Annotated in this window: 22 protein-coding genes and 1 tRNA gene; 8 read left to right on the top strand and 15 right to left on the bottom strand. The window is 69.4% G+C overall.

The window, feature by feature from the left end; genetic code table 11:
* Position 1: 1 nt before the first annotated feature.
* Positions 2-616 carry a TetR/AcrR family transcriptional regulator gene (locus RS86_RS16945; RefSeq protein WP_045273434.1) on the bottom strand — a complete coding sequence of 205 codons (615 nt, stop codon included), beginning with the start codon at positions 614-616 and terminating at the stop codon, positions 2-4.
* A gap of 144 nt (positions 617-760) precedes the next feature.
* Between RS86_RS16945 and RS86_RS16940 the strand changes: the two genes are divergently transcribed.
* Positions 761-2,482: an amidohydrolase gene (locus tag RS86_RS16940; RefSeq protein ID WP_045273433.1), complete on the top strand. Its 1,722-nt coding sequence runs from the start codon at positions 761-763 to the stop codon at positions 2,480-2,482.
* A gap of 14 nt (positions 2,483-2,496) precedes the next feature.
* Positions 2,497-3,909 carry an APC family permease gene (locus RS86_RS16935; RefSeq protein ID WP_045273432.1) on the top strand — a complete coding sequence of 471 codons (1,413 nt, stop codon included), beginning with the start codon at positions 2,497-2,499 and terminating at the stop codon, positions 3,907-3,909.
* A 53-nt stretch (positions 3,910-3,962) separates the two neighbouring features.
* Here RS86_RS16935 and RS86_RS16930 read toward each other — a convergent pair whose 3' ends face one another.
* On the bottom strand, positions 3,963-4,418 hold the full coding sequence (locus tag RS86_RS16930; RefSeq protein WP_235281814.1) for a nuclear transport factor 2 family protein: 456 nt from the start codon (positions 4,416-4,418) through the stop codon (positions 3,963-3,965).
* A 35-nt stretch (positions 4,419-4,453) separates the two neighbouring features.
* On the opposite strand from RS86_RS16930, the gene RS86_RS16925 reads away from it, so the two are divergent.
* The 4 genes from RS86_RS16925 (at position 4,454) to RS86_RS16910 (ending at position 8,630) form a co-directional block, all read left to right on the top strand.
* Positions 4,454-5,110: a TetR/AcrR family transcriptional regulator gene (locus tag RS86_RS16925; protein ID WP_160299707.1), complete on the top strand. Its 657-nt coding sequence runs from the start codon at positions 4,454-4,456 to the stop codon at positions 5,108-5,110.
* Positions 5,111-5,225: 115 nt separating this feature from the next.
* On the top strand, positions 5,226-6,566 hold the full coding sequence (locus RS86_RS16920) for an MFS transporter (RefSeq protein ID WP_045273431.1): 1,341 nt from the start codon (positions 5,226-5,228) through the stop codon (positions 6,564-6,566).
* Positions 6,567-6,722: 156 nt separating this feature from the next.
* Positions 6,723-7,313 carry a TetR/AcrR family transcriptional regulator gene (locus tag RS86_RS16915; protein WP_045273430.1) on the top strand — a complete coding sequence of 197 codons (591 nt, stop codon included), beginning with the start codon at positions 6,723-6,725 and terminating at the stop codon, positions 7,311-7,313.
* 369 nt (positions 7,314-7,682) lie between these two features.
* Entirely contained in the window at positions 7,683-8,630 is a 948-nt protein-coding gene (locus RS86_RS16910; protein WP_045273429.1) for a histidine phosphatase family protein, read from the top strand.
* A gap of 87 nt (positions 8,631-8,717) precedes the next feature.
* Here RS86_RS16910 and RS86_RS16905 read toward each other — a convergent pair whose 3' ends face one another.
* The gene (locus RS86_RS16905) at positions 8,718-9,236 is read right to left on the bottom strand and encodes a CGNR zinc finger domain-containing protein (protein ID WP_045273428.1); all 519 of its coding nucleotides are present in this window, start codon (positions 9,234-9,236) and stop codon (positions 8,718-8,720) included.
* Between the two features lie 25 nt (positions 9,237-9,261).
* Between RS86_RS16905 and RS86_RS16900 the strand changes: the two genes are divergently transcribed.
* A complete protein-coding gene (locus RS86_RS16900; RefSeq protein ID WP_235281813.1) occupies positions 9,262-9,537 on the top strand; it encodes a hypothetical protein in 276 nt (91 codons plus the stop codon).
* Here RS86_RS16900 and RS86_RS16895 read toward each other — a convergent pair.
* The 12 genes from RS86_RS16895 to RS86_RS16840 all read right to left on the bottom strand — a co-directional run bounded on the left by RS86_RS16895 (position 9,524) and on the right by RS86_RS16840 (position 19,986).
* Positions 9,524-10,069 (bottom strand): DUF1697 domain-containing protein, encoded by a 546-nt coding sequence (locus RS86_RS16895; RefSeq protein ID WP_235281812.1) that lies wholly within the window; start codon positions 10,067-10,069, stop codon positions 9,524-9,526. The genes RS86_RS16900 and RS86_RS16895 overlap by 14 nt on opposite strands.
* Positions 10,066-10,677, bottom strand: coding sequence for an isochorismatase family protein (locus tag RS86_RS16890; RefSeq protein ID WP_045273427.1), 612 nt, complete (start codon positions 10,675-10,677; stop codon positions 10,066-10,068). The genes RS86_RS16895 and RS86_RS16890 overlap by 4 nt, the downstream gene beginning before the upstream one ends.
* Positions 10,678-10,730: 53 nt before the next feature.
* Positions 10,731-10,806 (bottom strand) — tRNA-Thr (locus tag RS86_RS16885).
* Between the two features lie 135 nt (positions 10,807-10,941).
* A complete protein-coding gene (locus tag RS86_RS16880; protein ID WP_045273426.1) occupies positions 10,942-12,498 on the bottom strand; it encodes an alpha/beta hydrolase in 1,557 nt (518 codons plus the stop codon).
* On the bottom strand, positions 12,495-13,652 hold the full coding sequence (locus RS86_RS16875; RefSeq protein WP_045273425.1) for a DNA polymerase III subunit delta': 1,158 nt from the start codon (positions 13,650-13,652) through the stop codon (positions 12,495-12,497). The genes RS86_RS16880 and RS86_RS16875 overlap by 4 nt, the downstream gene beginning before the upstream one ends.
* 68 nt (positions 13,653-13,720) lie before the next feature.
* Complete coding sequence (gene tmk / locus RS86_RS16870) at positions 13,721-14,350, bottom strand: dTMP kinase (protein WP_045273424.1); 630 nt, start codon at positions 14,348-14,350, stop codon at positions 13,721-13,723.
* Positions 14,347-17,184, bottom strand: coding sequence for a type I DNA topoisomerase (gene topA / locus RS86_RS16865; protein WP_082076854.1), 2,838 nt, complete (start codon positions 17,182-17,184; stop codon positions 14,347-14,349). Before topA ends, tmk begins: the two co-directional genes overlap by 4 nt.
* Before the next feature lie 62 nt (positions 17,185-17,246).
* A complete protein-coding gene (locus RS86_RS16860; protein ID WP_045273423.1) occupies positions 17,247-17,588 on the bottom strand; it encodes an Rv3654c family TadE-like protein in 342 nt (113 codons plus the stop codon).
* Positions 17,588-17,986, bottom strand: coding sequence for a TadE family type IV pilus minor pilin (locus RS86_RS16855; RefSeq protein ID WP_235281811.1), 399 nt, complete (start codon positions 17,984-17,986; stop codon positions 17,588-17,590). Before RS86_RS16855 ends, RS86_RS16860 begins: the two co-directional genes overlap by 1 nt.
* Positions 17,983-18,192, bottom strand: a complete 210-nt coding sequence (locus tag RS86_RS16850; RefSeq protein WP_045273627.1) for a DUF4244 domain-containing protein — start codon at positions 18,190-18,192, stop codon at positions 17,983-17,985. The genes RS86_RS16855 and RS86_RS16850 overlap by 4 nt, the downstream gene beginning before the upstream one ends.
* Positions 18,193-18,319: 127 nt before the next feature.
* A complete protein-coding gene (locus tag RS86_RS16845; RefSeq protein ID WP_045273626.1) occupies positions 18,320-19,228 on the bottom strand; it encodes a type II secretion system F family protein in 909 nt (302 codons plus the stop codon).
* A 38-nt stretch (positions 19,229-19,266) separates the two neighbouring features.
* The gene (locus RS86_RS16840; protein ID WP_419177710.1) at positions 19,267-19,986 is read right to left on the bottom strand and encodes a CpaF family protein; all 720 of its coding nucleotides are present in this window, start codon (positions 19,984-19,986) and stop codon (positions 19,267-19,269) included.
* Positions 19,987-20,716: 730 nt separating this feature from the next.
* Here RS86_RS16840 and acs point away from each other — a divergent pair.
* Positions 20,717-22,681 (top strand): acetate--CoA ligase, encoded by a 1,965-nt coding sequence (gene acs, locus RS86_RS16835; RefSeq protein WP_045273422.1) that lies wholly within the window; start codon positions 20,717-20,719, stop codon positions 22,679-22,681.
* Positions 22,682-22,745: the final 64 nt, after the last annotated feature.

The raw sequence follows: 22,745 nt of genomic DNA, 5'->3' as shown, positions 1-22,745 counted from the left end.
GCTACTCCCGCGCCGCACCTCCGGGCAGCGGCGCACCAGCCTGCCGCGCGAACAGGGCGATGGCCCGCTCCGCGTCGGCGACCGAGATGCTGCCGCCGGCCACGATGTGCAGGCCGTAGGCGTCTTCCAGGGCGACGAAGTTCATCGCGATGTCGTCGATCGGGCCGGTCAGCGCGAAGTCTCCGCCGTCCGCACCGGCCTGCAGGATCCGCCGGTACAGCCCGAGCTGCTCGCCGTAGAGCCGCTGCACGAGCTCGTCGTGCAGCGGCGACTTGCCCGCGAGCACGTCGAACTCGTAGAGCAGTCGCATGAGCGCGTCGTCCGGGCCGCTCGGCAGACCGGCGCGGATCGCGATCGCGAGCTGCTCGGCCGGGCGCTCCGCCTGGGCCACGAGAGCCTCGCGCTCTTCGCCCACCCGGCGCATGCCGGCGGCGTGGGCCTCGACCAGGATCGCATCGAGATCCTCGTAGTAGTACAGCAGCGCGCCCCGGGTGACCCCGGCCTGATTCGCGACATCCGTCAGCGAGAGGTTGCGCAGCCCGTGCTCGGCGGCGGCGTCGAGCGCCGCGTCGACCACTTCGCGACGGCGCTGCTCCTGGGTGCTCGGGCGTGCCATGAAGCCAGTATCGCAGTCCCGTCGAGGGATCCGGATCCGATCGGAAGAGTTTCTTGACATCTGAGTGAATTAATTTACTCTTGAGTCAAAGAACTGCGGCGGCTCCTCCTGAGCAGCGCCGCCCCGAGACGTTGGAGCACCGACATGGCGGTCGACACCCTCTACACCGGCGGACGCGTCCGCACCTTCGATCCCGAGCAGCCGTGGGCCGAGGCCATCGGCATCACGGGCGACCGGATCACCTACGTGGGCTCCGCTGCGGAGGCACCGGCGAGCCTGCGCACGGTCGCGCTCGAGGGCCGCCTGGTCACCCCCGGCGTCGCCGACACCCACAACCACCTGCTACTCGGCTACGACGACCTCGCCGTGAGCCTCGACCAGGTGCAGAGCCTCGACGTCGTGCGCTCGCGCATCGCGAAGTTCGCCGAGGCGCACCCCGGCCTGGAGTGGATCTGCGCCGAGAACGCCCTCTACTCGGTCGTCGAAGGGCGCCGTCCGCGCGCCGATGACCTCGCCGGCGTCACCGACAGGCCTGTCTTCATCACCACCTACGACCAGCATTCGGTGTGGCTGAACCGGCCGGCGCTCGCGAAGCTCGGCATCCTGGGCGGCGGCGACATCGCCTGGGGCAACCCCGAGATCGACCACCGCACGGGCGAGCCGACGGGCTGGGTCACCGACTTCTACACGAGCGCCATGACGACCGACGGCCTCGCCGAGCTGCAGCGGGACATCCCGATGTACTCCCCCGACCGGCGCTACCGCAAGATCGTGAACAGCCTCGACATGGCCCGGCGCTTCGGCATCACGACCGTGGTCGAGCCGCAGGTTCCGCTCGCCGAGCTGCCGCTGTTCGACCGGGCCGAGCGCGAGGGCAAGCTCACCTCGCGGACGATCGCGGCGATCTACCACCCGGTGGGATCCGACGGCGATTTCCGCTCCCGGATCACCGAGGCGATCAAAGAGACCCCGCAGCACGACCGCTTCCGTCTGGGCATGGTGAAGCTGTACGCCGACGACGTGATCGAGCCGCACACCGCGGCGATGCTGGAGGACTACGCGAACCGTCCCGGTCATCGCGGGCACACGAGCCTCGAGCCGCTCGAGTTCACCCGGCTGTTCGTCGAGCTCGATCGCCTGGGCTACCAGGTGCACACGCACGCGACGGGCGACTGGGGAATCAGGCTCACCCTCGACGCGATCGAGGCCGCCCAGCGCGCCAACGGCACGCGAGACGCCCGGCACGGCATCGTGCACGTGGAGTGCCTGGCCCCGGAGGACCTCCCCCGCTTCCGCGACCTGGGCGTCGTCGCGGCGATGCAGCCTCGCCACGCCTCCCCCGACCTCGTCGCAGGCACCTGGATGGAGAACGTCGGAGAAGCACGCTGGGATCGTGCCTGGCGGTTCCGCTCCATGGTCGACTCCGGCGCGCGCGTCACGTTCTCGAGCGACTGGCAGGTGGGCGAGATGGATCCGCTCGTCGGCGTCTACAGCGCGATGACCCGCGCGCGTCTCGACGGCGGCGACGCCTGGACCGCCGATGAGCGCCTCGATCTCGACCGCACGCTCGAGGCTTACACGAAGGGCGGCGCGGGAGCGTTCCACCACGAGAACAGCCTCGGGATGCTCCGCACCGGATACCTCGCCGACCTCGTCGTGTGGTCGGGCGATCTCTACGCCATGGAGCCCGCGGAGATCCTCGCCCAGCGCGCCGACCTCACCGTCGTCGGCGGCACCGCGGTGCATGACGCCCGCGGCGAGCTCGGCGGCGCCGCGGCCGCGGCGCCCGTCCAGGACCCGGGCGGAGCCGGGCAGAGCTGCACCGAGCCCGCCGCCGACCACCACTGCCACTCGCACACCCACTGAGGACGATCCCCACGATGTCAACGCTGCCATCCCATTCCGCTGTCGCCGCCGGCGACGATCAGCTCGCCCACGTCGTCACGCACGAGCAGGGAGCACTCAAGCGCACCCTGAAACTGCGCCACCTCGTCTTCATCGGCCTCGCCTACATGGCGCCGCTCGCGGTGTTCGACATGTTCGGGATCGTGGCCGACCAGACCAGCGGCCACGTGCCGCTCGCCTACCTGGTGGTGCTGGTCGCGGTCCTCTTCACCGCGTTCAGCTACTCGCGCATGGTCCGCTTCTTCCCGATCGCCGGATCCGCGTACACCTATGCCAAGGAGAGCATCCATCCGTCCGTGGGCTTCCTGGTGGGCTGGGCAGCGACCCTCGACTACCTGCTGCTGCCCATGATCAACGCGATCCTCTCCGGGATCTACATGGGCGCGATCGCCCCCGGCGTGCCGTTCTGGGTATGGGTGCTGCTCACCGTCGGCATCTGCACGGCGCTCAACCTCGTCGGCGTGCGTCTCGCGGCCAGCATGAACGTCATCCTCGTCGGGATCCAGCTCGTCGTCGCCGTGCTCTTCGTGGTGCTCGCGGTCGTGAACATCGCGAACGGCGCCAACGGTGCGGCGTTCACGATGCGACCGTTCTTCTCCGACGACGTCCAGGCCGCGGCCCTCGCCGGCGGCGCCGCCATCCTGGCCCTGTCGTTCCTCGGCTTCGATGCCGTCTCCACCCTCGCGGAGGAGGCGAAGCGTCCCACCAAGGACATCCCCCGGGCCATCTTCATCATCGTCGCCGCAGCCGGTGCGTTCTTCCTCACCGTGACCTACGTGATGCAGACACTGTTCCCCGACGTCACGAAGCTGGAGAACATCGTCGGCGCCTCCCCCGAGATCGCCAAGTACATCGGCGGCGCCGCATTCCAGGCGATCTTCGTCGGCGGCTACATGATGGCGGTGCTGGGCTGCGGCATCACGCAGCAGATGAGCGCGGCGCGCCTGCTGTACGCGATGGGCCGCGACGGCGCCCTGCCCAAGCGCCTGTTCAGCCGCGTGAACCCGCGCACCGGAGTCCCGGTCGCGAACGTCCTCATCGTCGCCGCGATCGCCCTGACCGCGCTGTTCGTGAACCTCGCGCAGGCGTCGTCGATGATCAACTTCGGCGCGTTCATCGCCTTCACGTTCGTGAACCTCTCGGTGATCTTCGTGTTCTTCCGGTTCATCTCGAAGCGCACGATCGGATCCTGGATCGGCTTCGTCGTCATCCCCGCGATCGGCGTCGTGATCAACGTGGCACTCTGGCTGAGCCTGGACGGGATCTCGATGATCATCGGCGGCGCCTGGACCGCGATCGGGGTCGTCTACCTGCTCGTCAAGACGCGCGGCTTCCGGGCCGCTCCGCCCGACCTGACGGGTCCGATCAACGTCGGCATGTACGACTGACGGCCGGGCTGAAGGGCCGCCGGCATCCCCGGCCGGCGGCTGAAGTCGCGGACTCAGTCCACGATGGGCGCGGCGCGCGCCTCCTCGACCCCGACTGAGGCCACCGCCTCCAATGCGCGTTCGAGGACCTGCAGGTCTTCGACGGTCTCGACCGAGGACACCCGGCCCCACACCAGCGTCATGAACTGGAAGACCGTGTTCTCGTAACGAGTGCCGTCCGGCAGGTCACCCGAGACAAGGGACCGCACGGCGATGCGCGTGTTCCAGGGGCCGCCGTTCACGAGCACGTCCTGAACCTCGAATCGCGCACCCGGTAGGAGTCTCACGACGCGTTCCCACCAGCGCAGCATCGACTCCCTGGACGTGCGAACCCCGCCGAGTGCGTGGTCGCCGTGGAAGCGATAGGTGAACGAGGGGGCGAGCCCGTCGACCATCGTCCGATAGTCGCCGTCGTTGATCTGGTCGAACGTGGCGCGCACTCTCGCACGGACGATCCGCGTGTACACCATGGTCCCGCTCCTCATCGATGATTATATACGTTACGATGAGTCACATTATGGTGACCGCCGGACGTCCCCGCAAGAGCTCGATCGACGACGCGATCCTGCTGGCCACCGCCGAACTCATCTCGGAACGCGGGTACGCCCGCCTCACGGTCGGTGCGATCATCGAACGGGCCGGCACGAACAAGCCGGCGTTCTACCGCCGCTTCCAGAACGTGGCCGAGGTCGTCCCCCACGTGCTGGCGTACCGCCACGGCGTCGATACCGACATCGACACCGGCTCCCTCGTCGACGACCTGATCGAAGTGCAGCGACGCCAGAAGAGCCTGTTCACCGACCCGGTGGTGACGCGGGGCATCGCGGGCTGGCTGGCCGAGGTGGAAGCCGATCCTGAACTCGGTCGGCCCTTCTTCGAGCACTACCTCGGCCCTCGCCGCGCTTACACCCGAGTGATCCTGGAACGCGCCGCGTACCGCGGGGAGATCACGCAGGTCGGCGATTCCGCCTGGATCGCCGACCTGCTGACCGGTCCGCTCCTCATGCGCGTGGCCTTTCCCGGCATGCCACCGATCGATGGCGCACTCCTTGCGCTGACCATTCACAGTGCGCTCGACTCCCTCGGCTATTCCGGCGATCGGCTGCCGCTGTCCTCGCTCGACCGCGCGCAGGAGAGGCGGATCGCCGGCGACTCTCTGTAACACCGCTTGCATGGAAAACCTGAGTCATCTAGGTTTTCAGGCGAACTGGTGTCACCCGACTTGTGCTCAACGGTGAGCACGAGCGGACACCGTTCCAGCCGAAGGAGGCAGAGCGATGAGTTCAGTCAGCGGGTCAGCCGCAGGCAATCCCTCAGGGATGACGGCGGCGAGCACGGTCGTTTCACACGAACATCACTGGTTCAAGGAGCCCAATGAACCGGCCCCGAAGAAGTACGTCGCGTGGTTGTTCATCGCGCAGTTCGTGTTCTTCGTCGCACTGCTGGGGCCGGCGATCGTGGGCGTCGGCATCAAGATCTCGTCACTCGTGGCGTCCGGGGCCATCCCCGAGAACGGCGCCACCGGCGCGGCGGCCGTCCTCGGCGGATTCGGCGCCCTGTTCGCCACGGCCGCGAACGTCATCTTCGGACGGTTGTCCGATCGCACGACGAGCCGCTGGGGTCGCCGACGCATCTGGATCGTGGGCGGAACGCTCATCATGACGGTCGGCCTCGGGGTCATGGCGGTCGGTCCTGACCTGCTGTGGGCGACCGTCGGCTGGTCGATCGCACAGCTCGGCGCGAACATGACACTGGCGCCGTTCATCGCGACCCTCGCGGACCAGGTTCCGCGCGTCCAGCGCGGATCGGTCGCCGCCTGGCTGGGCATCGCTCAGAACGCCGGCGTCGTCGGCGGCGTCTACGTCGCGCAGTGGTTCCTGAACAATCTGGTGATCATGTTCGTCGGTCCGGCGCTGCTTGCGATCGTCGCCATGGCGCTCTTCGCCTTCGTCCTCCCCGACAAGGTGCTGCCCGTCAAGCCGCCGGCCGCGACGTTCCGGGACTGGTGGGAGACCTTCTGGGTGAGCCCGCGGAAGTACCCCGACTATGCGCTGGCCTGGTGGTCCCGATTCCTCATCACGTTCGCCAGCTTCGGCTTCACCGCGTTCCGCTTCTTCTACCTGCAGAATCACATCGGCATCAAGAACCCCGCGGACATCGTGGGAGTCATCTCGCTCAGCACGCTGATCTTCACCGGCACCCTCGTCGTGGCCGCCTACGCGGCGGGAAAACTGTCGGACAGGCTCAACCGCCGCAAGATCTTCGTGTGGAGCTCGACGGTCCTGTTCGCGATCGGCACGGTGTCGTTGATCCTCATCAAGGACGTGCCGTCGTTCTACATCCTCGAGGCACTGATGGGCGTCGCCTATGGCATCTACGTCGGAGTCGATCTGGCGCTGGTCGTCGACGTGCTCCCCAACCCCGACGACTCCGGAAAGGACCTGGGCGTGTTCAACATCGCGAACGCGCTCCCTCAGACGATCGCCCCGATGGTGGGCGGCATCCTCGTGTACGTCGGCGACCCGACGGGCAACAACTACACCCTGTGGTTCTCGGTGCTGGGCGTGGCCGCATTGATCGGCGCTCTGGTGATCTTCCCCATCAAGAAGGTCCGGTAACCGCGGGATCAGGCGTTCGGGAGCGGCAGCCGCCAGCGTCGGTGCCCGCCGCTCCCGCTCGCCGTCGGCTCCTGATGCCGCATCGCCTAGACTCCGACCGAGGCAGTTCTGCGTCAGGTGCGCTGCCGCACGGATGACGGTTGTTGTGGAGGGCCAATGGTTCGCGGCTCATATGCCAAGGGCATCGCCAAGCGGGCGGAGATCCTCGAGGTCGCACTCGATGTGGTCGCCGAGATGGGGTGCCGCAACGCACCCAACGTCGAGATCGCTCGTCGGGTCGGGCTGACCCAGGCGGGGCTCATGCACCACTTCGGCTCCCGAGAGGAGCTGTACATGGCCGTGCTCCGTGCTCGCGACGAGCGCGACACCGAGGCCCATTGGATCAACGAACCGAACTTCGCCGGCTTCCTCCGCGTGATCGAGCACAACACGACGGTTCCGGGACTGGTGCAGTTGTACGTCGAGTTCTCCGCAGAGGCGAGCATCGGCAAGCACCCGGCGCACGAGTTCTTCGTCGAGCGCTACGAGTGGGTCCGGCAGTCGACGAAGCAAGCGGTGCGAGTCGCACAGGACAGCGGTGAGTTCGGACCGAACGTCGATGCCGACATCGTCGCCGACCTCGTCGTCGCCACCGCCGACGGCCTGCAGCAGCAGTGGCTGCTGGATCGCTCGATCGACATGGTGGCGAGGCTCCAGACGCTGTGGAACGGGATCGCCACCCTGTCGAAGCTCCCCCGCGAGAACTAGCCCCCCTGGACTTCCCCTCTCCTTCCGAGTCGTCCCCGTCAGCGCACGCCATAGGGTGCGCTGACGGGGACGACTCGGTGGTGGGGAGTGTGCTCCCAGGGTTCAGCTGAGTCGTCGGGGTGCAGATGACGTCGAGGCCACGCATTGTTGCCCGGAACACGGGTTGCCGACGCGGCGATCCCGTGCGCTCGGCAGTCCGCCGTGCGCTCGGCGGGCAGCGGCCGGCTGCGACAGCAGGATCGGCGGAGGATCCCGCCGTTCCAGAAACACGCTTGCCATCGAATACCTGAGCATGGCAGGTTTTGAGCTGCGGGCCCCGATCTCGTCACAGAGCCGTGACGAGCACCCCGCAGATTGAGAGAAGCATTCATGAGAAGAAGCCTCATCCGCGTCGCCGTGGCCACCGCGGCCATCGTCGCGGCGACCACGCTCACCGGACTGCCGGCCACCGCAGCCCCGACGAGCGACACTGTGAGCGCGGGCAACGACAAGTCCGACAAGAAGGCGGTCGTCATCTATCTGACCCGTCATGGACGCACCATCCTGAATCAGACCGACACCGTGCAGGGCTGGGCGGACTCGCCGCTGCTCGTCGGCACCCAGCCCGTGGCGACCGCGCCTGTCGCGAAGCTCGATGAGGGCCGCCCGCTGGCGGCCGCGGTCGGCGCGCGCCTCAAGGCGACGGTGAGCAGGTTCGACGCGGCGTACTCCGGAGATGGGAAGCGTCATTTCGAGACCGCGACCTATCTCCTGCAGGGCGCAGACCAGGCCCGGCTCGCGGTCACCCAGGACTGGCGCCTGCGCGAGATGAACTTCGGCCGGTACGAGGGCAAGGAGAACAAGGAGATGTGGTCGGCCGCGGTCGAGCACCTCGGCTACACGATCGATCACGACGCCGCGCCGACGGCCCCCGCCGACGCGACGGGACAGAACGGCGGTTGGCAGACGATGCAGGGAATCGCGATCACGCAGCAGGGCCTGTACGGCATGATGGCAGCGATCAAGGCCGTGGCCGATGCTCCGCAGCTGGGCCTTCCGGCCGAGGACTGCGCAGACGTGAACTCCCGGATGACCGCGGCGCTGACCGAGATCGCCACGAAGGCCAAGAAGAAGGACAGTGCGATCCTCGTGGTGTCCAGCGGCATCTCGATCAAGTGCTTTGCAAATGGACCCGACATGCGCACGGTCGATGGCGGAACACCAGGAATGCCCCCGGCAGGCGTCCCGAACCTCGGCGTGACGAAGGTCATCTACAAGGACGGCGGCTTCAGGATCGACGGGGCCGTCGGAAGCAAGGACTACTACCCGCAGCCGTGACCAGCACACCCTGATCGTCATGAGCGGGGGTCAGGACTCCGTCCTCCTTCCTGACCCCCGCTTCGGCGGCACGCCGGAGTTCGCGTTCTACACTCGTCGCGCGCGGTGCCTCCGCACGGCGTCGCGATTGGCGCAGCGCACGGAGCAGTAGCGCTGCCGTCCGTTGCGGGTCACATCGGCCACGACGTTCGTGCACGGCGCTGCCGCGCAGCGCCCGAGCCGGGACATCCCCCGCGTGACCAGGTGCAAGGATGTGCCGACCATGATCACGGCGCGCAGCACGCGCGGCAGCGAATCCTCCTCGCCGCGGTAGTGCAGATGCCAGCCCTCGCCGTCGTGATCCGTGAGCCGCGGATACGCCGCCGCGGCCGCCATCTCCGCGTTCAACAGCACCGCGCGCTCTTCCGGCGCCGACGCATCAACGACGCGGAGCCAGTCGTCGATCACCCTTCGCGTGTCGGCGTGATCCCCGGGACCCGCGGGGAAGACCATCGTCATCCCGAAATCGCGGGTGCGTTCCTCGATGCCGGCACGATCGGACGGCCAATCGTTGGCGAGCGATGCGGCCATCAGCACCGCGTACTCACCGTAAGGGTTGAGATGCATAATGGCATTACATCATCGTGGAGGCATGACCGCCGCATCCTCTGCCGACACCGCGTCGATTCCGCTCGCGCCTCCGGATCCGTCTCGTCCCGCCCTGGCACATGAGCACGCCTGGGTGACGCGATCTCGACACCGAACGACCGACGGCACGCTGCTGTACGTGCACTGCGTGGGGTGCGGCGCGCAGCGTGTGGACCTGCTTGCGACGGGCGCCGCAGCCCCGACCGCGCTCAGTCGCGCGCTAGGAGCCGGCGAGACCTCCGCGCCCACCGAGCCCGCCGAGGCTGTCAGCCGGCCGTGAGCTCGACGAGCTTCCGCACCGTCCGCAGATTGCGTGCCGTGCCGGCCACGCCCAGTGCGCGATCCAGGACTGGGCGCGTGAGCTTGCTGGAGTGCACTCCTCCGGCACCGAAATCGATCCAGAGGTCGCGTCCGCGCAGGGCGATCCGCTCGCCGGGCTGCAGTCGCGCGATGAGCGTCTCGACCGCATCGGCCTGTGGCTCCCCCTCGAGGAACATCGCGTGCAGCATCTTGTCGGCGGCGGCGTCGGGGAAGGGGTTCGCCGCGATCGCGCGGACCAGATCGTCATGCGTACGCAGGATCACCGGGGTGTCCACGCCGAACGCGTCGTGGATCAGCGCCCGCACCTCCGCGCACACCGCTGCGGGATCCGCGGGAGCATCGCAGATGACGTTGCCGCTCGCGATGTAGGTGGTCACCGCGCCGAATCCCCCACGGTCGTTCATGAGTGTGCGCAGCTCGGCCATCGGCACCCTGTTCGCACCGCTCACGTTCACGGCGCGCAGGAGCAGGGCGCAGCGTTCCGCGGTCACTCCGCGGGGCCATTCGTCGGCGCGGTCGAGCCATCGGCGGCAGGCACGAGCTCCGCCCCGGCGTGCGCGAGCTCGGCCAGTGCAGCCGCGCTCGATTCGGCACCGACGCCGGCGACGAGGCCCGTGAGGATCCGCACGTGCACGCCGTGCGCGATCGCGTCGGATGCCGAGGCGCGCACGCAGTGGTCGGTCGCGATGCCGACTACGTCGGCAGTGAGCACGCTGTGCGCGGAGAGGATCCCGGCGACCGTCTCATCCGCCTCCGTCACACCCTCGAACATCGAGTAGGCGGGGCGTCCCTGCCCCTTGCGCACGTGATGCGTGACGGCCGCCGTCTCCAGCAACGGGTCGTAGTCGGCCCCCTCGGTGCCGGCGACGCAGTGCACGGGCCAGCTGTCGACGTAGTCCGGCGCGTCGGAGAAGTGCCCTCCATTGTCCCCCGTCGCGTCGTGCCAGTCCCGGGAGGCGACGATGATCTCGTAGTCGGACGCGTGGTCGCGGAGCAGCGCGGTGATGCCGCGGGCGACGTCGTCGCCTCCCGCCACGGCGAGGGCGCCGCCCTCGGTGAAGTCGTTCTGGACGTCGACGATCAGCAGCGCGCGGGACATGCTCCGAGCGTACGCCGAAACGACGAAACCCCCTCCGAGGAGGGGGTTTCCGGTGGAGCCGCCCAAGGGAATCGAACCCTTGACCTTTTCATTACGAGTGAAATGCTCTGCCGACTGAGCTAGGGCGGCGCACACCCCGAGAGGTGCGCATGCGGTGAACCGCACGATCAACGATCTTACCCTGTCCGCGGGTGTGCTGCGAACCACGCGCACCCCGGGCGCGGCCCGGTCACGGCGATGACCGTTTCCGGGCCGCAGAGGGCACTATTCGCAGCGGATCCCCGCCTTGTCCGGCACGGTGCTGTCGACGAAGTACGCGTCAACGGCGTCGTCCACGCACGAGTTGCCCTTGTTGTAGCCGGTGTGGCCTTCGCCGACGCGGGTGATGAGGATCCCGCCCTCGAGCTGCTTCGCGAGCGATTCGGCCCAGGCGTACGGTGTCGCGGGGTCGTTGGTCGTGCCGACCACGAGGATGGGACCGGATCCCGCCGCTGTGATCTCCCCGCGCTTGCCGGTGGGCGGGTACGGCCACTGCTCGCAGGGGTCGGGGCCGTCCCAGTACGGGGCGATGGTCGGCGCTTCGGCCTTGATCTTGGCGTCGGACGCGGCCTTGGCCGCCGCATCGTCCTCCAGCGGGTAGTCCATGCAGTTGTACGCACGGAACGCCTCTGTCGAGTTGTCGGTGTACTTGCCGTTCTCGCGGTTGTTGTAGAAGTCCGCGAGCTGGAAGGCCACCGACGGGTCGCCCTTCAGCACCGCGGTCAGCGACTGCGTCAGGTAAGGCCAGCTGTCCTGGGAGTAGAGCGCCGCGACGATCGAGGTCATCAGGGTGTCCGCGCCGAGCATGCGACCGTCCGCGTTCTTCTGCGGCGAGCGGTCGACGCCGGCCAGGAGGGCACTGAGGTCCTTCATGGCCTCATCGACGGCGCCCTGGAACGGGCACTTCTTGTCCTTCAGGCAGTCGGCCATGTACGCCCGAAGAGCGGATTCGAATCCGACCGCCTGCGTGGTGCTGACGTCGAGGCTGGAGACGGCCGGATCCAAGGCGCCGTCCAGCACCAGGTGCCCGACCCGCTCGGGGTACAGCTGGGCGTAGGTCGCGCCGAGGAAGGTGCCGTAGGAATAGCCGAGGTAGTTCAGCTTCTTGTCGCCGAGGACGCCGCGCAGCAGGTCCATGTCGCGTGCGGAGTTCACCGTCGTGATGTACGGCAGAATGCCGTCGCTGTTCTGCGCGCAGGCGTCCGCGAAGCCCTTGTTGGCGGTCTTCTGCGCGGCCGTCCACTCATCGCCGCCGCGAGCGCCGGGGCGGATCCCGTACAGGTAGTCGTCCATCTGCGAGGCATCGAGGCACTTCACAGCGGTGGAGGATCCGACGCCGCGCGGGTCGAAGCCGATCACGTCGTAGTTCTTGATGAGCGTGGGGCTGACCGCGTAATCGAGGCTCGACTTGATCAGGTCGAGGCCGCTCGCGCCGGGACCGCCCGGATTCGTCAGGAGCGAGCCCTTGGCGGCACCAGTGGCCCTGTGGCGCACCACGGCGAGGTCGAGGGATCCCTTCCCCGGGTCCTCCCAGTCCAGCGGCGTCTTCACGGTGGTGCAGTCCATGCCGCTGCCGCAGGCCGACCAGTTCAGCTTCTGCCCGTAGAAGGGCTTGAGGTCTTCTGCGATGCCCGACGTGTCGGGGCTCGCCGTCGGCCCCGCCGACGTGGACTGCGCGGGGATCATCGAATACAGGCAGCCCGACAGCGCGATCGCGGCGACGACGAGACCCGCCACCACCACCGAGATACGGCGCAGGCGCGAGGGGGAACGCGTGTTCATGGTCTCCTCCCGCTCGTGACGGTCACGAGCAAGCTCTCGAGGGCGAGCGCCGGGGCGACGTTGCGCTCCAGTGCTTCCCTGGTCTCGGCGAGATGGTCGAGCACGACGAGCGTGCGTTCCGGCCGCCAGGCGGCCGCGAGGGCGCCGAGCTCGGGCGCGAGTTCGGCGTTGATCAGCACGTCGTCGCGGCCGAACTGCAGCATCACCACATCCCGGAACAGCGACTGCAGATCGGTGAGCACACGGTCGAGACCGTCGCGCACGCTGCGCTTGGCGCGCTGCTTCTGCTCGTCCTCGAGAGCGTTGATCTGCGAGCGCACGGCGGGCGGCACAGCCTGTCCCTCGGCGATCCCCACCGTGTGCAGCAGGGAGCGCCGTTCGGCCTCATCCCGCTCGGCCGTGAGCGCCTTCGCATCGTCCGTCGCCGCCTGCACGATCTGCCCGGCGACCTCGACGGCGTCGTTGACGCCGCGGGTGCCCAGCACCGCACGCAACGTCTGCTCGCGGCGCGCGCGGGCGGCGGGGTCGGTCGCGAGCCGCTGCGCCATGCCGATGTGCCGCTGCGCATGCCGTGCGGCCTGCTCGGCGACGACGGGATCGGCTCCGGTACGGCGCACGATGAGCTCCGCGACCGCGGACACGTCGGGCTCGCGCAGCCGCAGCGACCGCACGCGGGACCGGATCGTGGGCAGCAGATCCGCCTCGCTCGGTGCGCACAGGATCCACACCGTCTGCTCGGGCGGCTCCTCGAGCGCCTTCAGCAGGACGTTCGAGGTGCGCTCGGTCATGCGATCGGCATCCTCGACGACGATGACGCGATACCGACCACCGGACGGGCCGAAGTATGACCGCTCGACGAGCGCGCGCGCTTCGGCGATCGAGATGATCACCTTCTCCGTGCGCAGCACCGTCACGTCGGGGTGAGTGCCTGCGAGCACCTGGCGCATGGTCTGCTCGTCATCGGGGTGCTCGGCGATCAACGACGCGGCGAATGCGGTGGCGAGCGTCGAACGACCGGATCCGGGCGGGCCGGTGATGAGCCACGCGTGCGACATCGCGGCGGGATCGGCGACGGCGGTGCGCAGCGTCTCGACGGCGGCGTCCTGCCCCCACACGTCCGTCCACGGAAAGGGAGCGAGAACGGTGGCCGGCATGCGGTCAAGCCTAACCGGGGAGAGCGACATCGCACGCTCCGCCCAGGAGCGAACGGGTCGGACCCGGCTCAGGCCAGCAGCGTCGCCACCCTGGCGCGCACCGCCGCCGCGATCTCGTCCGCATCCTGCGCGGCGTCGACGACCAGGAAGCGCTCGGGCTCGGCCGCCGCCAGCGTGAGGAACGACTCGCGCACGCGCCGATGGAACTCCTCGCGCTCGGCCTCGAGCCGGTCGAACGGCTTCTCCGCCGAGTCCAGGCGACGGCGCGCGATGACGGGATCCAAGTCGAGCAGCACGGTCAGATCGGGCAGCGCGCCTTCGGCGCCCCATAGCGACAGTCCGCGCACCTCGTCCGCATCCAGCACCCGGCCCGCGCCCTGGTAGGCGACAGAGGAGTCCAGGTAGCGGTCCTGGATCACGACCTCGCCGCGATCGAGCGCGGGACGCACGACCGTGGCGACGTGGTGTGCGCGGTCGGCGGCGTACAGCAGTGCCTCGGCACGGGGCGCGATGTCGCCGCGGTGATGCAGCACGATGTCGCGGATGAGCACGCCGACCTCGGATCCGCCGGGCTCGCGCGTGCGCAGGGCCTTCCAGCCCTGGCTGCGCAGCCACTCCTCCAGCAGCGCGGCCTGGGTGGTCTTGCCCGTCCCGTCGCCGCCCTCGAGCGTGATCCAGAGGCCGCGGCCCGCGCTCACGCGCCGGCCTGCTTCTTCGCCGCGTTGGCGGCCCTCGTGGCTGCGGCCTTCTTCGCCGCGGCGGAGCGGGCAGCAGCCTTCTCGGCGTCGGTCGCCGCCGCCTTCTTGGCCGGCGCCTTCTTGGCCGCGGTCTTGGCCGGCGCCTTCTTTGCGGGCGCCTTCTTCGTGGCGGTCGCACGGGATCCGCGCTTGGGCGCCGGTCCCTTCGCGCGCTTGTCCGCCAGCATCTGCACCGCGATCTCGAACGTGACGTCCTGCACCTGCTGGCCGCGCGGGATCGTCACGTTGGTCTCGCCGTCGGTCACATACGCGCCGAACCGGCCGTCGCGGATCCGGATCGGCTTGCCGCTCACGGGATCCGCCTCGAACTCGGCGAGCGCGCTCGACGCACGCCGGGCACCGTACTTGGGCTGGGCATAGACCGCCAGCGCCTGCTCGAGGTCGATGTCGAAGATCTGCTGCTCGCTTTCGAGCGAGCGCGAGTCCGCGCCCTTCTTCAAGTACGGCCCGAAGCGGCCGTTCTGCGCGGTGATCTCCTCCTCTGTCGCCGGGTCGACACCCACGACGCGCGGGAGTTCGAGGAGCTTGAGAGCCGTGTCGAGGTCGATGGTGTCGACCGACATCGAGCGGAACAGCGACCCGGTACGCGGCTTGGGGGCCGCTTCCTTCTTGGCGCCGCGCTTCGGCTTGGGGGCCTCGACGACCTCGCCGGTGGCCTCATCGACCTGGTCGTCGTCCGAGACCGGATCGTTCTCCTGGATGTACGGACCGAACCGGCCGTCCTTGACGACGATGACCTTGCCGTTGTCCGGGTTCTCGCCGAGCACGCGGTCGCCGGCGACGGGGGCGTCGATGAGCTCCTGCGCCTTGACCGCCGTCAGCTCATCAGGGGCGAGATCCTCCGGCACGTTGACGATGCGCGGCTTCGCGTCGGGCTGAGCGGGATCCGCGACCTCGAGGTAGGGGCCGTACTTGCCGAAGCGGAGGGTCGCCGTGTCGGTGATCCGCGTCGCGTTCAGCGCCCGCGCATCGATCTCACCGAGGTTGTCGACCACCTGGCGCAGACCCACATGCTCGTCGGATCCGAAGTAGAAGGAGTGCAGCCACTCGATGCGCTTCTGCTCGCCACGGGCGATCGCGTCGAGGTCGTCCTCGAGCGCCGCGGTGAAGTCGTAGTCGATGAGGTCGGCGAAGTGCTGCTCCAGGAGCCGCACGACGCTGAACGCCATCCACGTCGGCACGAGCGCCTGACCGCGCTTGGTCGCGTAGCCGCGGTCGATGATCGTGCCGATCGTGCTCGCGAACGTCGACGGGCGGCCGATCCCGTGCTCCTCGAGCGCCTTGACCAGCGACGCCTCCGTGTAGCGGGGCTTCGGCGTGGTGCGGTGCGGCTTGGCCTCGGCATCCGCGACCCCGAGCACGTCACCCACGGCGACCGCGGGCAGCGACTGGTTCTCGGCGGCATCGGCGGCGTTGCGGCGCTCGTCCTTGCCCTCCTCGTACGCCTCCAGGAAGCCCTTGAAGGTGTACACGGTGCCGGACGCGGTGAACTCCGCGGTGCGACCGTCCGCGTCCACGGCGATCGTGACGGTGGTGGTCTCGTACTTCGCGTCGGACATCTGGCTCGCGACCGTGCGCTTCCAGATGAGGTCGTAGAGGCGCTGCTCCTCGCGGTCCAGCTGCGAGGACACCGACGAGGGCGTGCGGAACTGCTCGCCCGACGGGCGGATCGCCTCGTGCGCCTCCTGCGCGTTCTTGCTCTTGGACTTGTAGACGCGGGGCTTGAGCGGCACGGCGGCGTCGCCGTAGAGCGCGACCGCCTGCGACCGGGCCGCCTGCACCGCCTGGGTGCTGAGCGCGGTCGAGTCGGTGCGCATATAAGTGATGAAGCCCTTCTCGTAGAGGCGCTGGGCGACGCTCATCGCCTGCTTCGCGCTCATCGAGAGCTTGCGTCCCGCCTCCTGCTGCAGCGTGGAGGTGGTGAACGGCGCGTAGGGGCTGCGTGTTCCGGGCTTCGCCTCGACCTTGGAGACGGTGCCGGATCCGACCGCCTCGACGGCCGCGGCGAGCGCGGCGGCGGCCTTCTCATCGAGGACGACGACGGCCTTCTTCAGTGCGCCGTTGTCGTCGAAGTCGGTGCCGCGGGCGATCGCGCCGCCATCGAGGCGCACCAGGCGCACGCTGAACGAGGTGCCAGAGGCCGCGGCCTTGGCGTCGACGTCCCAGTACTCGGCGGACACGAACGCCATGCGCTCGCGCTCCCGGTCCACGATCATGCGGGTCGCGGCGGACTGCACGCGACCGGCGGAGAGCCCGGACTTCACCTTGTACCAGAGGACCGGCGAAACGTCCCAGCCGTACAGGCGATCCAGGATCCGGCGGGTCTCCTGCGCGTCGACGAGCGCGAGGTCGAGCTCGCGGGTGTTGCCGACAGCGGCCTGGATCGCGTCCTTGGTGATCTCGTGGAACACCATCCGCTTGACCGGGACCTTCGGCTTCAGGGTCTCCAGCAGGTGCCACGCGATGGCCTCGCCCTCGCGGTCCTCATCGGTGGCGAGCAGGAGTTCGTCGGCGGTCTTGAGCGCGCGCTTGAGCTCGGCGACGGTCTTGGTCTTGCGATCGGAGACGACGTAGTAGGGATCGAAGTCGTTGTCGACGTCGATCGAGTACTTGCCGTATGCCTGCTTGTCAGCGGCGGGGATGTCCTTCTTGTCGGCGAGGTCACGGATGTGACCCACCGAGCTGAGCACCTCGAAGCCGTCGCCGAGATAGCCCTGAATGGACCTCATCTTGGTCGGAGACTCGACGATGACAAGCTTCTTGCCTTGCGCCACGGGTGCGTCCTTTCGTCGAAGCACACCATACACACCGCACCGGAGCCGGGGACTCAGCGCGGTCATCCGTCGCCGGCAGGAAGTTCGGGTGGTCCTGCACGGGATCCGGCGACAGCCGGGAATCCAGCGTACGCCGCCGAGACATGCACGATGACCACGGCGCCGTCGATGCGGCAGTCCTGCAAGGCCACGGCGTTCGCCTCGGCGACCCTGGCTGCAAGGGCGCACGGCTCCTCTGAGACGGGGATCGCACCGGAGAGAGCGTCGGCGCCCGCGAGCGCTGCGGCATCGGCCCCGGCCGCCAAGCGCTGCGACGTCGCTCCGGCTCCACCGACCATGACCGCGCCGAGCCCGAAGGCCGCGAACACGGCGATCCCGCCGACCGCGAGGACGGAACCCGCCATCACCGGCCTCCGTCCAGCGCGCAGCCGGTCGCCCGGATCGGCACGACGATGCCGCCGAGGAGGCGGGTCTCGGCCGACGCCGTCACGCAGACGAGCGACTCGGACCTGGCCACCGCAATCCCCGCGACCGGATCCGCGCGCGCCACCGCGGCTCCTGCATCGCCCGCATCGTCGCCGCGCCCGAGGATGCGTGCCGCGTCGGCCACCGCATCCTGCAGCACCACCATGCGCATGCCCGCCCCGAGCCCCCCGACGCCGAGAAGCAGCGTCAGCACGACGATCGGCAGTGCCACTGCGAGCTCCGCCGTCGCGGAGCCGCGCTCCCTGTCGGCGCGTGCCGGGATCACCCGGTCGCCGCCGGCGCGGATCGGCGGCGCCGGGCGCCTCGGCCGGCTCATGCCACCGTCAGCGCCCGGCGCACGAGGTCCGTCAGGATCCCGCGCACCTCATCCGAGCGCATGATGACGACGAGCAGGCCCGCGAAGGCCACCGCGGCCATCGTCGCGATGGCGTACTCCGCCGTCGCGGCGCCGGTGTCGTCGCCGAACAGCAGAGCTGCGCGCCCTCGCGTGAGCGGCGGCAGCGCTCGCGCGACCGGCGTCATCGGGGCAACGGCCTTCTGCGGTGCCGACAACCGCGCCGCGGGCGCGGCAGGAGGGATCTGATCGTTCATGATGTTCCTTCTTTCTTCTTCTTCCGGAATGACGGCGCCCGATCGAGCGCCATCGGACTCAGGCGAACGGCAGCGGGGTCGTGGACAGCACGCTGAGGATCAGGGGTGCGACGCCGAGCAGCATGAACGCAGGCAGCGTGCATGCCCCGAGCGGGAGGAGCAGGCGCGAGCTCAGCCGTGCAGCCCCGATGCGGCCGGCGGTGCGGGCGTCGCGGCGCGCGCGATCTGCCTCCGCCCGAAGGAGCTCGACGGCGGGCACTCCAGCGGCGACGGAGAGGCGCAGCACGCGCTCGATCGTCTCCTCCGCTGCCGCGGGATCATCGCCCGCGCCGGTCTCCTGCTCGACGAGGGCACGGGCACGGGGAATCGCGGTTCCGCCGGTGAGTGCGACGACGAGCAGTTCCGCGCGGAATCCAGGGATGCCGGCTGCGGGCGCAGCACGGCGCACGAGCGACCTCGTCCACGCCCGGGCGACCAGCAGCAGCCCGAGCCCCGTGGCCAGGCAGATCCACCCCGCGGGCTGCGTGAGCAGCATCGTCACCGTGTCGAATCCGAGCGCGGTTCCGAGCAGCAGCCCCACGAGCGGCAACCACAGCATGAGACGGGCGGTACCAGCGGGTTCGGCGAGCGCGACCGAGATCTCGGCTCTGATCTCACCAGCGCCCTCGAGCGCCGCCGCGATCGCTCGCAGCACCTCGCCCAGGGGCGCGCCGACGGTCGAGGCGATCCCCCACGCCGCGCCGACCATGCGCCAAGTCCCGTCCCTGGTGCGGATGGCGTCGGCCAGAGCACGCCCCTGCTCCACGTCGGCGAGCACCTCGACGGCCTCGGACGAACCGCTCTCCGCCAGGTGCCGCCAGGCCGTCAGCGGGGCGGCGCCGGCCTGCAGCAGGACCGCGAGCGTCCGCACGACCTCGGCGACCTCGGCCTCGGAGGGCTCCGCTCCGCGCCGACGCACACGCTGCACGCGGCAGCTTCGGGGACCGAGACGCCCCCGCCCGCCCTTCACCATGGCCGGACCTCCTCGATGCCGAGATGCTCTCCATCCCGTCGCAGCACGCCCACCTGGGTGAGCCGGCGCAGACCGCCCGGGTCGCGCACGAGATGCAGCACGTACGCGAACGCACTCACGGCCTGGCGCGCGAGCGCCGGCGGATCCATCCCCGCCAGTGCGCCGAGCGCCTCCAGCCGTGCCGGCACGTCGGCGAGTCCGCTCGCGTGCAGCGTGCCCGCGCCGCCGTCGTGGCCCGTGTTCAGGGCGGTCAGCAGCTCGCGGATCTCCTCACCCCGGCACTCCCCCACGATCAGCCGGTCGGGCCGCATCCGCAGCGACTCGCGCACGAGCCGCGCGACGCTGATCGCGCCGACGCCTTCCAGGTTCGACTGCCGCGCCTCGAGCGAGACATGGTGCGGGTGCCTGGGACGCAGTTCTGCGACGTCCTCGATGGTCACGATCCGCTCGTGCGGCGGGACGTGCGCGAGCAGAGCAGCCAGCATCGTGGTCTTGCCGGTGCCGGTGCCGCCCGTGATCAGGACGTTCTTCCGACCGTGCACCATCTGCTCGAGCCAGGCCCGCTGCGCCAGGTCGATGGCCCCGAGCCGGCCGAGGTCGTCCAGATCCGCCGCGTGCACCCGGGGGATCCGCACCGAGACGGCCGTGCCGCCGGTCGAGACCGGGGCGAGCACGGCATGCACGCGCACACCCGACGCGAGCCGCACATCCACGCAGGGGGCCTGGTCGTCGAGATGCCTGCCCCCCGAGGGCCACCAGGCGCACGGCGAGCTCCCGCACCTCGCGCTCGGAAGCCGTCCATGCCGGCACCGCCTCGGCGCCGGCGCCGCGATCGCGGAACAGCCCGGCGGCGCCGTTCAGGAACAGATCGGTCACCCGCGGATCGGCGGCATGCACGGCGAGGTCGCCGAAGGCCGGATCCAACGCCGGCCGCTCGGCGGCGGCTGCGGATCCACGCGGGACGATCACGAAGGGCGAGGCCATGTCCCGACGCTAGGCACCCGCGTTGCGGCTCGGGACGCGGTCCGCGCAATCCGTGCACAACCCGCTGCGCCGCGAGCCTGTGCGGAACGAGTACCCGCTGCGGAAGCGTGCGGCTGTGGGCAGCGAGTCCGGGCGGCGATCCCACAGGAGAATTGCCACTCCGAAGGACGGATCCGGCGTGGACGCGACCAGACGCGACGGAGGAAGAGGAGTGGGCGGCACCCCACGGGGGGAATGGGATGCCGCCCGTCTGCGGCCGACGGAGGGGGACCGTCGGAGCCGCAGGAAAGCCGGATTCGATTGATCGGCCGTCGGACAGTGTACGTCCGAAAGGGCACCGTACAAAACGGATCTCACTACCGACTTCCGTCGGTAGTGAGAGACGATGGGCACAGCTAGATTCGCCGATGTCCCGGCTCACGCCGCGATCCCCCCGCCGCAAAGGAGCGCCCTCTCACCATGAGCAGCCAGATCGATCACGTCTTCGACGAGACCCGGGTGTTCCCGCCCTCCCCCGAATTCGCCGCGGCGGCCGTCGCTCAGCCGGAGATCTACACCGAGGCGGCCACCGATCGCGAGGCGTTCTGGGCGAAGCAGGCCCGGGAGCTGGACTGGCACACGCCGTTCACCGAAGTGCTGGACTGGTCGACCCCGCCGTTCGCGAAGTGGTTCGCCGACGGCGAGATCAACGTGGCCTACAACTGCCTCGACCGCCACGTGGAAGCCGGCAACGGCGACCGCGTCGCCCTGCTCTGGGAAGGCGAGCCCGGCGACGAGCGGCGCATCACATACGCCGAGCTCACCGACGAGGTCAAGCGCCTCGCGAACGTGCTCGAGGGCCTCGGCGTCGGCCACGGCGACCGCGTCGCCATCTACCTGCCGATGATCCCCGAAGCAGTGGCCTCGATGCTCGCGGTCGCGCGCATCGGCGCGATCCACTCGGTCGTGTTCGGCGGGTTCAGCGCCGACAGCCTGCGCTCGCGGATCGACGACGCCGGCGCGAAGCTCGTCATCACCGCCGACGGCGGCTACCGCAAGGGCAAGGCATCCGCGCTCAAGCCCACGGTCGACCAGGCGCTCGCCGATCGTGGCGAGGGCGAGCAGAACACGGTCGAGCACGTGATCGTGGTCAAGCGCTGCGAGAACGAGATCGACTGGAACGACGAGCGCGACCTCTGGTACGGCGACGTCGTCGGTGCGGCATCGAACGCGCATGAGGCGCAGGCGTTCCCCGCCGAGAACCCGCTGTTCATCCTCTACACCTCCGGCACCACCGGAAAGCCCAAGGGCATTCTGCACACCTCCGGCGGGTACCTCACCCAGGCGTCCTACACGCACCGTGTCGTCTTCGACCTGAAGCCTGAGACGGACGTCTACTGGTGCACCGCCGACATCGGCTGGGTCACCGGACACTCGTACGTGACGTACGGACCGCTCGCGAACGGCGCCACCCAGGTCATGTACGAGGGCACGCCCGAGACTCCGCAGCAGGGACGCTGGTGGGACATCATCCAGAAGTACGGCGTGACCACGCTCTACACCGCCCCCACCGCGATCCGCTCGTTCATGAAGCTCGGCCGCGAGATCCCGAACCAGTACGATCTGGCCTCCCTGCGCCTGCTCGGCTCGGTCGGCGAGCCGATCAACCCCGAAGCCTGGATCTGGTACCGCGACGTGATCGGCGGCAGCCGCACGCCGATCGTGGACACCTGGTGGCAGACGGAGACCGGAGCGATCATGGTCTCCCCGCTCCCCGGCGTCACCGCGACCAAGCCGGGCTCGGCGCAGGTGGCGCTCCCGGGTGTGTCGATCGACGTGGTCGACGACGACGGCAGGCCTCAGGGCGCGGGCGGCGGCGGACTCCTGGCGATCACCGAGCCGTGGCCGAGCATGCTCCGCGGCATCTGGGGCGACCCGGAGCGGTTCAAGGAGACGTACTGGGACAAGTTCGAGAAGCAGGGCTATTACTTCGCCGGCGACGGCGCGCGCTTCGACGAGGACGGAGACCTGTGGCTGCTCGGCCGGGTCGATGACGTGATGAACGTCTCCGGCCACCGCCTCTCCACCGCCGAGATCGAATCGGCGCTCGTCGCGCACGAGGCCACCGCCGAGGCCGCCGTGGTCGGCGCTTCCGACGAGACCACGGGCCAGGCGGTCGTCGCCTTCGTGATCATCAAGGAGAGCTACCTCAAGGCGCACGCGCCCGAGGGCCTCGCACAGCTGCTGCGCGGCTGGGTCGGCGAGCAGATCGGCCCGATCGCCCGCCCGCGCGACGTCTACATCGTCGCCGAGCTGCCCAAGACCCGCTCCGGCAAGATCATGCGCCGCCTGCTGCGCGATGTCGCCGAAGGCCGTGAGGTCGGCGACACCACGACGCTCGCGGACACGATGGTGATGTCGACGATCTCGGCGCAGGTGAAGTAGGTCTCCGAACCCGTCGAGGTCCGAATCCCCGGACGACAGAAGGGGCGCTCCCCGAGGAGAGCGC

The sequence above is a fragment of the Microbacterium azadirachtae genome (assembly GCF_000956505.1).
Taxonomy (GTDB): Bacteria; Actinomycetota; Actinomycetes; order Actinomycetales; family Microbacteriaceae; genus Microbacterium; species Microbacterium azadirachtae_A.
Note: the sequence above shows the minus strand (reverse complement) of the source record. Positions and strands in the feature narration are given on the sequence as shown.